Consider the following 11,083-nt stretch of genomic DNA (forward strand, 5'->3'; position numbering starts at 1 on the left):
ATGACCATGCCGAGTCTCGACTGGATTGCCGGGGAGCGCGCCCTCGACGTCGCGCCGCGCTTCGCCCCGCAGGTGGGCGGCGATTGGCTCAAGCGGTTGAACTACCTGCCGGGCCGGTCGCTGACCGCCGCCGCGCTGCAGGCCGAGCAGCGCCAGCGCGACCGCCGCGGCGCTCTGCTGTGCCAGGCGCTGACCCCGGGCGTGGTCACCGGCCTGTCGGTGCGCGCCGAGCCGCTGGAGGACGACGCAATCATCCATGTCGCTCCGGGAGCGGGGATCGGCCATGACGGCGAGGACATCTCGGTCGAGGGCGGGCTGCGCTGCCGCCTGTCGGACATCCCCCCGGCCCGCGCCATCGCCGATGCCGGGCAGCCGCCGCGCGGGCTGGTGATCCTGTCGCTGAAGCCGGTGCGCGCGGTCGCCGCCGGCCCGGACAGCGGCGACGATCCCTGCCCGGTGGATCCCGGTGCGCTGGCCTATGCCGACCTGACCATGGCCGACGGCGCCTGCCTGGTCTGGTCGCCGGTCGACATCACGCCGCCCGAGGGCACCCCGCCGGCGCGGCGGCGGAACCTGCTGGCCGATGCGCTGCTGCGCGAGGAAGAGGCCGAGGCCCGCGCCGGACGCTTCCCGGCCTGGACCGTCCACGGCCTGCCGATCTGCATGCTGCATGTCGCCGAGACCGGGGCGATCGACTTCCTCGACCGGTTCTCGGTGGCGCGCGCGGGCGGCGGGCTGGAAACGCTGGCCCCCTCCTCCGGCTCGGTCGGACGGGCGGCGCTGCGCCGGGCGCGCTTCGACCAGTTCGTCGAACAGCTGCAGGACCTGCGCGCCGCCGGGCAGGACCTGGCGCCCGGCGCCGCGCATTTCCGCTACCTGCCGCCCGCGGGCGTGCTGCCGCCCGGGCTGATGGATTTCGCCGCCCGCAGCCTGCGCTTCTTTCCCGCGGACTGGCAGCTGCGCGCCGCGCCGGTCACCACCGGGCAGTTCGAGGCGCTGCTGGCCGAGGCCGCCTCTCTGGCACCCTTCGACCTCTCGCGCCCGGACATGGCCGAGATCCTCGTGCCGGTGCCCGATGCCGTCTGGGAGCCGCGGCTCCTGGTGATCGAGACGGTCAGCCCGCGCTTCCAGCAGGAGATCGACGCCAGCACCGCCGATGTGGCCGACTACACCTCCCGGCGCGACCAGATGCGCTTCATGGCCGGGGCGGTCTTCGCGCTGGTCGATCCGGAGACCGTGCCGGACTACGGCGAGGACGTGCCGGTGCCCGAGGTTCTGTCCGACGGCATCACCGACCACCGCGCCGCCGCAATGGCGATCCTCGACGCGCTGTCGGCGGACATGGCGGAGCTCGACATCTCGGACGCCGAGAAGGAGCTGGCCGATGCCCGCGGACTGCCTCCTGCCGGGGACGCCGCGGCCTTCCGCGGGCTGAAGCCGCTGGCCGAAGAGGTCCAGTCCCGCGTCGGCAACGCCAATGACGTGCTCGACCTGTCCTACCTGCGGATGCAGACCGACATCTTCCGCGCGCGCAAGAACCTGCTTGGCCAGACCGACGCGATGCGGCTGTCGACCTCGCCGGTGGTGGGCAAGATCGCGCTGGAGGCCGAGACCAGCGTCGAGGCCTATGACCGCGTGTCGAAATATTTCGAGGCTTCCAAGGCATCGGTCCCGGCCGTGGCCGCGGCAGCGCAGCCCGCGGAAGCCACCTTCGCCATGCGGGCGGTCGCCTTCGAACCGGCGGTGATCTCGCCGTTGCCGATCGCGCTGGCCCAGCCGGTCGGCACCGCGGTCAGCCAGCCGATCGGGCAGATCGGCGCCACGCCGATCCTGCCGCTGACCGGCATCTTCGCCGCCGACAAGATCGCCGTGCAGACCATCCAGTCGAGCGTGTCGAAGATCGCGGTGCAGAACCTGCTCTACGGCGCGCGCGCGCCCTACCGCACGCTGACGATCGCCGACCGGCTGCGGCCCTCGCCCGCGCAGGAGGCGATGAATGCCGCGCGCACCACCAAGGCCGAGATCGTGCGCTCGATGCAGAAGTTGGAGGTCCATCTCGGCGGGCTGGCCGTGCCCTCGACCTCGGGCAGCCGGGTCGTGCTGGCCAGCGCCGATTTCCAGCGGATCGACGGCGAGATCCGCGCGGCGCATCCCAACCAGGAAAGCGACGGCTTCCGCGCCTGGAGCGTGATCCTCGCCCATCGGGTGGCGGTCGCCGCCCCCGATCTGGACGCGGTGGACATCGACGCGCTGCGCGCCGCCCTGCCGCAGGCGGAGCTGTCCGCGGGCGCGCAGGCGCTGCTGTCCCAGATGCTGGCCCAGCTGCGCGAGGAGGCGGTCTCGCTCGGCGATGCCGATGCGCCGCGCTGGATCCAGTCCTCGGCCTTCGACCCCGAGCCCGAGAATCCCGACGAGGCCGACTATTTCTCCGCCGCCGTCGCCGTTCTGGAATCCGCGGTCGACATCCTGCATGCGGTGGAGGCGCGGCTGGGCAGCTATTCCGGCTGGCTCGACCTGATGCGCAAGGCGCTGGTCGGGGCCTACACTCTGGCCGAGGCCTGGCAGTCGGAGATGGACGCCATCGCCGCCGACCTGGAAGAGGCCCGCCACGACCTGCACCTGGCCGAAGCCCTGCGCGACGAGGAAGAGGCACGGGTGCTGGCGCTGAACGCGCGCCGCCAGGACGTGCTGGAGAAGAACGTCACCATCCTCGGCTTCCTGCGGCCGCGCAGCGCCGACCGCTTCGCCACGGCGCCCTCGACGCCGCTCTACGGCGAGTTCCGCGATCCGCTGCCGCAATGCTTCCGCAACAACGAACCGCCGCCCGCCGACCTGGAGGCGATGCTGGCGAACCTCAGGGAGCTGCCGCTGGGCACGCTGGCAGAGCTGCGCCCGCTGATCGACCGGCTCAACGCCGCCGAGCGGCTGAAGGCGGTGTTCGACTTCGCCCGCCGCCGCGCCGGGCTGATGCGCGGCCGCCAGGCGGTCCAGCCGGTGCAGTCCCACGCCACCGGCACCGGCGCGCGGCTGGTCCGGAAGACGCTCGACGCGCGGCAGGCGGCGCTGCAGCAAAGCTACAAGGCGCGCGCTGCGCTCGACCTGGCGCAGCTCGCGCCGCTGAGCTGGACCCAGCTGCGCCGCCGCGCCTGGGAGGATCTGTCCTTCGCCGACCTGCTGGAGTCCGGCGAGGGCGGCTCGGGGCTGGCGCGCGAGGCCTGGCAGGGCTTCGAGCGGATCGAGGACGTCTCGGTCTGCCTCTACCAGCAGTTCCGCCAGGTGCCCGCCGACCTTCGGCTGACCTGGGCGGAGGCCTTCAGCGTGCATGACGCGCCGGCCGACCTGACCCGCTACCAGCGCCTGCCCGGCTGGGGCCGGCTGCGCCCGCAGGACGCGATCACCCACGAGGACTGGCGCGCGCTGGAGCGGATGGCGGGCTGGATCCTGTCGCAGTTCGACCTTGCGCAGGACGACGGGCGCAGTTTCGCGTCCGAGCTGATCCAGGTCTGCCTGCTGCTGGCCAGCCACGCGCCGGTCGCTGCCATCGTCGAGGGCACCGCGGCGCGCACGACCGAACTGAAGCCCGGCGGTCTGGTCGAGATCGACGCCTCGCGCGGGGTGCTGAAGATCGGCATGACGGCGCGGTTCGGCGCGGGCGGGGCGACCGGGGTAATCGAGGATCTCTCGGGCACCACCGCACGGGTGCGGATCGCGGCGGTCGAAAGCATCGGCGCCGTGCTGGCCACCGGCGATGCGGTCTCCTTCGCCGAACCGAAGGCCGGCAGCTTCGCAGGGCTGCGCTGATGGAGCGGCGGGGCGGCACCGGCCGGAGGTGCGTGCGGTGAGCCACCGGATCGAGATCCGCCGCCTGCGCGCGCCGGTCCCCGCCGGGGTCCGGGCCGGACGGGTGCGGCAGGCCGCGGAGGCGGCACTGGCGGATGCCGATCCGCATCTGCCGCCGCAGGCGATCCTGGTGCTGCGCGAGGCGCGGCTGCGGCTGGGAAGCGGACGGGCGATCGACCTGCGGGAGGCCGCCGGACAGGCCCGGGGCCCCGCCGATCCGCAGGCCGCCACGGCGGGGGCGGTGCTCTTCCCGGACCGGGGCAGCCTGCTGGCCGAGGCCATCCGGCTCGCAGGGTCGCCCTGGCCGTGGTACCTGCAGGCCGCGCTCGGCCGCCGCCCGGCGCGCACCGCGCTCGGACCGGCGGTGCTGGCCTGGCTGGCCGCGGACAGCCGCAGCCCGGAATTCGGCCCCCTGGTCACGCGCGTGCTGTCCAGCCTCGCCGAACATGGCCGCCTGCCGGATCTGCTGGGCTGCCTCGCCCCCGCCGATGCGCGGCATCTCGCGGCGGCCGTCTGCGGCCGCAGCCCCGGCCCTGCCGCGCCCTCGCCGCTTCCGCCGGACCCGGAGCCTGCCCGGCGCGGCGCGGCGCGGGAGGCACCTGCCGCCGTGCCGGCGCCGCGGCCGGGCCCCGCCGGGATCCGGCTGATCCGCGCGGCCGAGAACTGCCTTGGCGCCGGGTCCGTCCCGGCAGATGCCGCGGCACCGGTCGCGCAGCTGATCGCGGCGGCCGCCATCACCGCCGACGGCCGGGCGCATCCCTCGCCCGCAGCCGTGCGCCGCCTCGCACAGGATATCATTTCCCGGCCCGCCGACCCCGCTGCGGCTCCACCAGACTTGCCGGCCAAAGCCGCCGGACCGCCGCGCGGCACGGCCCGGCCGCAACGGCCATCAACCCAGGCCCCCGGGACGGCCGGGGCGGAGCGTCCTGCCGGACCGTCCCCCGCCGCCCGCGAACCCGCGCCGGAGACCGCCGCTCCGGCGCAGCCGGCGTCTTCTCCCGCACGGCCCCGGCCGCTGCCGCCACGCCGGGACCGGACGGACAACCCCGCCGCGGAGACACTGCGCCCGCCGGAGCCGGCGCCCGGCCCTGCGGCACCATCGGATCGCCCTTCCCGTCCCGAACCGGCCCGCGCGCAGGTGTCCGAGCGCATCGGCACGCTGCAGCCCGATGCCGAAGCCCCGGAGCTTGCAAAGGAGACCGCGGACGCAGACGACCCGGTCCCGGCCGGGATCCACCCGGACCGCGAGGGGTGGCGCCGTACGCCCACGGGCGGTCTGGTCTGGGTCATCCGCGCGCTCGCCCGGCTCGGCATCGCCGAGGCGATGGACGCCCATCCGCTGCTCGACGAGGCCGAACTGGGCCGCCGCGTGCTGGTCTCGATGCTGCTGCGCGCCGGAGGCAGTCCGGCCGACCCGCTGGCGGAGGCCTTCGCCAGCGATCCGCCTGAGGGACCGGCCATGGCGGACTTCCTCGCCCCCGCGCCCCTGCGAAGGCTTTGGGCGGCCGAACCGCTCCGGATCCGCCGCCTGGCCGGAGCGCCCGGCTGGCGGCTGGCCAGCGACCGGCGCGACCTGGCGACCCTCGCCATGTGGCGCGGCCGCATGCCGGACGGGATCCGCGCCTGGCCCGCCGGGCTGGCCCGCGGCACGCCGGTACGGGGCCGCCTCGACGACCGCGCGGTGCTGACCTGGGAGCTTTCGGCACGGCGCTACCTGCGCGCGGCCACCGGCCTCTGCCCCCGGACGCTGATCCGGCGGCCGGGCCTGGCGCTGGTCAGCTCGGGCTATCTCGACCTGGCGCTGTCCGCGCGCGACATCGAGCTTCCCGTCCGGATGGCCGGGCTGGACATCGATCCCGGCTGGGTGCTCTGGCTCTACCGCGCGGTCCAGATCCACTATGATTTCGACGGAGCCTGACATGCCCGACGGCCGCCCCGCCTCCAATCCTGCCACCGCCGCATATTGCGCCGCCGCAATGGCCGCGCTCGGCCGGCTGCTGCCGGACCGGCAGGGCAGCTCCGCAGAGGACCGCTACCTGCTGGGCCTGCTGGCGCGGCACGGCGACCCGATGGCGCCGTTCCGCGCCGCCCCCGATCCCGGCGACCCGCTGGGCGCGCTCGCCGAGGCGCTGGCGCTGCCGCCGGACCAGCTGGCCGCGGCGGCGCTGGCGCTGGCGGTGGAGACCGACGCGATGGCCGGACGCGCCGTGGCCCGGCTGCAGGCGCCGGTCGGCGGCGCGCGGCCGATGCTGGGGCTCGCGGCCAACGCCTTCGGCGCGCTCGGCGCGACGGTGCCGGGCCTGGCCTCCGGGGCCGCCGCCGGGCACGGGCTGCTGCGGCTTTCCGGCACCGGGCCGCTGCCCGAGCAGATGCTGGTCCTGGCCCCCGGACTCGCCGCCGCGCTGACCGGCACAGGCCGCAGCTGGCAGGGCCTGCGCCCGGTTCCCGCGGCGGTCGGCGCGCCCTGGCCGGACAGCCTGCGCGCGCAGGTGCTGGCGCGGGCGGAGGGGCTGGCGCTGCGGCCCGCCACGCTGCTGGTGCTGCGCCATCTCGACGGCATCGAGCGCGACTGGATCCTCTGGACGCTGGGCCGCGCGCTCGGCCGGATCCCGATGCTGGCCGACCCCAAGACCGCGGAGCGCGCCGGGCTGGGCGCCTTCGCCGCCGCCGCGGGCGTGCTGCCCGTCTTCGCCGCCGATGCCGGTCCGGGCGAGCACGTGCAGCTGCCGCCGCTGCCCGGCTATCCCGGCCCGGTGATCGCCTTGGCCGGCCCCGAGGGCAGCACCGGCTGCGAGGGCATGGCCCTGGCCGAATGGGAGGTCCCGCTGCCCGCGGCGGCGGAACGCGCCGCGCTCTGGCGCACCGCCTTCCCTCCGGAAGCGGCGGAGCGTCTGGGCCGGACCCACCTGCAGCGCGCCGGGCGCATCCTGACGCTGTGCCGGACCGCCCGCGTCGAGGCCGCCTTCGGCGGGCGCGACGGACCGGAGCAGGGCGATCTCGCCGCGGCGCTCTGGACCTCCGAGGGCGAGGGCATCGGCGCCTATGCCCAGCCGGTCCGCGACCGGGTGGAGGCGGGCCAGCTGATCCTGCCCGCCGCGCTGCAGGGCGAGCTGGAGCTGCTGCGCGGCCGCTGCGCCCGCCGCGAGACCCTGGCCGACGGGCTCGGCACCACGATGGCGGCGCGCTACAAGCACGGCATCCGTGCGCTCTTCACCGGCCCCTCCGGCACCGGCAAGACGATGGCCGCGTCCTGGCTGGCGACCCGGCTGGAGCTGCCGCTCTACCGCGTCGACCTGTCGATGGTGACCTCGAAATACATCGGCGAGACCGAGAAGAACCTGTCGCAGCTATTGGCCCGGGCCGAGCGCGAGGAGGTCGTCCTGCTCTTCGACGAGGCGGATTCGATGTTCGGCAAGCGCACCGACATCCAGGACAGCAACGACCGCTTCGCCAATGCCCAGACCAACTACCTGCTGCAGCGCATCGAGACCTATACCGGCATCGTGCTGATGACCTCGAATGCCCGCACCCGCTTCGACAGCGCCTTCACCCGGCGCATCGACGCGATCGTGGATTTCGGCCAGCCCGACCCGGCGGAGCGGCGGGCGCTGTGGCGGCTGCATCTGGGGACCGGCCATGCGGTGGCCGATGCCGATCTCAACCGGCTGGCGGCGCTGGCCGATCTGGCGGGCGGGCATATCCGAAACGTGGTGCTTGCCGCGGCGGTTGCAGCCGCCGAGGAGGACGCGCCGCTGGCGATGCGGCATCTCGCGGCCGGGCTGCGCTCGGAATACCGCAAGCTCGGCCAGACGCCGCCCGCCGAACTGCTCAGGCTGGGAGGGAAGGACCGATGAGACGCAGGCCCTGGAGACGGCGGCGCGGACCGTCCGAGGAACAGGCACCGCCCGAGATGGCCGCGCCCGAGCCGGGCCCCGGCGCCGCGGCCGGAACTCCGGACTACCTGCGCGCGGAAACCGGCGCGTCGCCTGCCGAGGCCGCGGCCGCGCCGGGGCCGGAGACAGAGGAAGCGGAGGCCGAAGGCGGCGCGCCCGGGATCGGCCGCAAGGCGCCGCTGCCCGATGCGGATGCGGATTCAGAAGGCGCAGACAGCGCGTCGGAGGCTGGCTGGGAGGAGCTCGGCCGCGCCCGGGCGCTGCGCCGCGAGGCTGCGGCGGCGCTGGCGGCGGATGACGCCGATGCCGGTCCGGCGGCAGCGGATCCCGATCCCCGGATCGCCGCGGCCCGGGCGGCGCTCGGCCGGGCGGAGACGCTGGCACAGGAGGGCGGCACGGCGGCAGACGAACTCCTCGAGGCCGTGGCCGCCGAGTGCGGCGCGCTTGACGAGTTGGAAGCGCAGGCGCCCTGAGCGGACGGGCAGTAGAACAGGACCGGCGGCGACCTTGCCCCCCGGAAACCGGACTTGGACTTACATTGCTCCCGGAGAGAGGGACTCCTTATCAGCAGACAGCCCCGCCGCCACCTCACCGCCAAGCTCAACGAGCAGGCCGCCGCGCGCCTTTCGGAGCCAGGTGCCACGCAGCCCACGTCGCGCGCGAGTTCGGCGTGACACTGTCGCAGCTGAAAGGCTGGCGGCTCGAGCTCGCCGCCCCGGGCTCGGCGGAGGCAATCCGCAAGCAGCAAGCCGAGGCCGCGGAACTGGCCGAGCTGCAGGAGGAAAGGGATCCGGGTCGCGAAGAAGACGGTGGCCACGCCGATGAATGGGCGAGCCATTGTCCGCCATTGTTCCGAGGACGATGGCAAGCAGCATCTGTCCCCCGAGGCGGGGACGCCGCGTGCCGCGGACGACCGGCAGCCGGCACGACCTGGGCATCGCGCCGAACCTGTTGCGGCGGAATGGCCGGGCCGTGGAACCAAACCGCATCGGGCTGGCCGACATCAGCGTCGCCGATGGTTGCTCGAACCGGTGGCGCAACCTTGGCAACTCCCCACTAACGAGCGCTGGCTCCATTTGGCGGCGGGCAAGGAGTGCGTCCTCGTGTCGCCACTGGACCGAGACGGCGTCATTGCGCAAATGAAGGAGGATTAATGTCGTGAATCCAGCGTGGTAGCTGGTCATCATGAGCAGACCTCCAGACTACACGACTCCCTGTCGCTGGCGCCTTGGCATGACGAGTTTCCGGAAGCTTGGCGGGATCTCAGCGTGCGACCGGAGCAATCGCCTCGTCTCGTCGAGGCCGGTCCGGAACCAGGACTTCGACAGGTATCCGTGAGCCTTCCTGCCGGGGAATTTCGTTCCCATGAGCGCCGCCGCTGTCCGGCAGACCAGGGCGATGGCGAGCGGCAGGATGGCGATCAGCAAGCACAAATTTCGCGCGAGCGAGAGGCGTGTGTCCTCGAGGTTCAGGCCACGGGTCTTGCTGTCGGCGAACAGACATTCGGTCAGCCAGCGCTTGCGGTAGAGCCGCAGGATGCGCACGCCGCTGCCGGGGTGCGAGGAGGCGACGACCAGAAGCTCTCCGCCCCTGATCCGCCGGGCACCGAAATGGAGATCGAGATCAGGATGTCCGTCCCGCCCGGGCAGGACCGCGGTGAAGCCCCGCACGCCCGGGCACGCGCGACAGCCAGGATCGCAGGGAAAGGTCGCGGCCCTCGACGCGGACAATCTGATCCTCCTTCATCCGGATCGCGAAGGGGATTTTCCTGTCCAAGAGGAAAGCCATCCATTCCTGGCCTGCGAACTCGCGGTCGGCCATCAGCATGCGCACCGTGGAGACATCGAAATGCTGCAGATACCGGTTCATCAGCGCGATGCGCTGCGCCGTCGTGGAATTGCCCGCATGGGACAGCAGCGTCCACATCAGCGGCACCCGGAACCGCGTGGTGACCACGGCCAGGACCAGGACGTTGACGTCCGCCCTGCCGATCTTCCAGTTGGTCCGGTCGAGACAGAGATGCCACGGCCGCGGGTTGCCGATCAGTGCCACGACGAGACCGACCGTCCAGTCATCGGGCCGCTCGACGTGCTGAAAGAAACGCTGCAGCCGGCGGTAGGTCGATGCAGCCTTGGCGCGACCTGGCCGCTCGGAGGCGACATGCGTGAGGTTCACCGTCCAGGCGCCGATCATGCCCAGAAGGATGCGGCTGAGGGTTTCGAGGCGGGACTTGCCCAGCGGGACATGCGGGGCTAGCGTCTTCTGCAGATCGGCGAGAGCGCGGATATTCAACGGGCCGTTCCTTTGGCGAGGTCGAGTCCGTCAGGAGACTCCCTTCCGCCGATCGCCGCCCCCCCAAATCAACCGGTGTCGTGTAGTCTGGCAGACCTCCGAAGACGACCTGCAAGACCGCCAACTGGCACAGCTAGCGAGCCGTTATCCGCCATTGACGGTGTGGATGGCCCCTGCAGCGGCATCGCGATGTGCCGAGGCGGGAGCTGCGGAGCCTTTCGCCGAGAGGAGCCATCCATGGAGCAGCCTGTCGCCATCGGCCTCGATCCGGCCAAGGGCGCGTTCCAGGTTCGCGGCGCCGCTGCGGACCGGCGGGCCGCCCTCCGCCGCCGGTTGCGCCGGTCGCAGGTGCCCGGGTTCTCCGGGCGGCCCGAGCCGTGCATGGCCGGAATGGAGGCCTGTCCGGGCGCACATCGCCGGGCGCGGGACCCGGCCGGGCGCGGCCGCGAGGTGCGGCTGATGCCGCCGACCCATGCGCAGCCGCATGCCAGGCGGGGGAAGACGGGCGCGGCCGGCGCGGAAGCGGTCCGCGTGTGGGGTGTCAGGCAAAACTGACTTTCATGTCAGATGCCTGACCCCGCAGGCGGAACTTCCAGAATGCGGAGTGGCGTTGCCCAGTTGAACTCGCGATCGTAAAGTCAGGACATTCCTGCCTTTGTCTGATCCCGGAAGTCTCGTTTGGCCAAGAGCCTCCCTGCCATCCCCGGAAATACCTTCCCTCAGTTGCCGCTGACTGTGCCGCATGCTGCGTTCGAGCCGGCATCGTCTTTGCTGTCCCGACTCGCGGCGAGGGGCGGCGCAAGCTCCATGCAGCGATTCTGCGGCGATATTTGAGGTGGTCCCTATTTCCCGGACAGTTTCTCGGCGGCGCTAAGCTTGCCTGTTGATCATGCCGCCGCCTTCATGCCGGGGCCCTCGTGGACCTCGACGGGTGTCCGTCCTCCGATCGCCGAATGCGGACGCTGGGTGTTGCAGAGTGAGGCGTCGAACGCGATCCGTCCGAGAGAGATGCCGAACGATCCACCTGCCGATCCCCGTGCGGGCTTCGGACCCGGTCT

The 11,083-nt window shown here is 73.0% G+C and carries 7 protein-coding genes and 1 pseudogene; 6 read left to right on the top strand and 2 right to left on the bottom strand.

Annotated elements, in window-relative coordinates; translation table 11 throughout:
- From HCC78_RS20815 to HCC78_RS34925, 5 genes and pseudogenes are all read left to right on the top strand, one after another.
- Positions 1–3,801 carry a hypothetical protein gene (locus HCC78_RS20815; protein ID WP_172330723.1) on the top strand — a complete coding sequence of 1,267 codons (3,801 nt, stop codon included), beginning with the start codon at positions 1–3 and terminating at the stop codon, positions 3,799–3,801.
- A gap of 37 nt (positions 3,802–3,838) precedes the next feature.
- Positions 3,839–5,758, top strand: coding sequence for a hypothetical protein (locus tag HCC78_RS20820; protein ID WP_172330724.1), 1,920 nt, complete (start codon positions 3,839–3,841; stop codon positions 5,756–5,758).
- A gap of 1 nt (position 5,759) precedes the next feature.
- The gene (locus HCC78_RS20825) at positions 5,760–7,694 is read left to right on the top strand and encodes an ATP-binding protein (RefSeq protein ID WP_172330725.1); all 1,935 of its coding nucleotides are present in this window, start codon (positions 5,760–5,762) and stop codon (positions 7,692–7,694) included.
- Positions 7,691–8,206 carry a hypothetical protein gene (locus tag HCC78_RS20830; RefSeq protein ID WP_172330726.1) on the top strand — a complete coding sequence of 172 codons (516 nt, stop codon included), beginning with the start codon at positions 7,691–7,693 and terminating at the stop codon, positions 8,204–8,206. The genes HCC78_RS20825 and HCC78_RS20830 overlap by 4 nt, the downstream gene beginning before the upstream one ends.
- Positions 8,207–8,624: 418 nt before the next feature.
- Positions 8,625–8,818: pseudogene (locus HCC78_RS34925) on the top strand (hypothetical protein); the annotation flags it as partial.
- Between the two features lie 117 nt (positions 8,819–8,935).
- On the opposite strand, the gene HCC78_RS20835 reads toward HCC78_RS34925, so the two are convergent.
- Entirely contained in the window at positions 8,936–9,403 is a 468-nt protein-coding gene (locus HCC78_RS20835) for a hypothetical protein (protein ID WP_172330727.1), read from the bottom strand.
- Complete coding sequence (locus tag HCC78_RS20840) at positions 9,357–10,025, bottom strand: transposase (protein ID WP_172330728.1); 669 nt, start codon at positions 10,023–10,025, stop codon at positions 9,357–9,359. Before HCC78_RS20840 ends, HCC78_RS20835 begins: the two co-directional genes overlap by 47 nt.
- Before the next feature lie 237 nt (positions 10,026–10,262).
- Here HCC78_RS20840 and HCC78_RS20845 point away from each other — a divergent pair, with 237 nt between their 5' ends.
- Positions 10,263–10,580, top strand: coding sequence for a hypothetical protein (locus HCC78_RS20845; RefSeq protein WP_172330729.1), 318 nt, complete (start codon positions 10,263–10,265; stop codon positions 10,578–10,580).
- Positions 10,581–11,083 lie beyond the last annotated feature (503 nt).

The sequence above is a fragment of the Mangrovicoccus sp. HB161399 genome (assembly GCF_013184745.1).
Taxonomy (GTDB): domain Bacteria; phylum Pseudomonadota; class Alphaproteobacteria; order Rhodobacterales; family Rhodobacteraceae; genus Mangrovicoccus.

Coding starts and splice junctions, on each gene's coding strand:
- HCC78_RS20815 (WP_172330723.1), top strand. CDS start 1: ATGACCATGCCGAGTCTCGACTGGATTGCCGGGGAGCGCGCCCTCGAC.
- HCC78_RS20830 (WP_172330726.1), top strand. CDS start 7,691: ATGAGACGCAGGCCCTGGAGACGGCGGCGCGGACCGTCCGAGGAACAG.
- HCC78_RS20845 (WP_172330729.1), top strand. CDS start 10,263: ATGGAGCAGCCTGTCGCCATCGGCCTCGATCCGGCCAAGGGCGCGTTC.
- HCC78_RS20825 (WP_172330725.1), top strand. CDS start 5,760: ATGCCCGACGGCCGCCCCGCCTCCAATCCTGCCACCGCCGCATATTGC.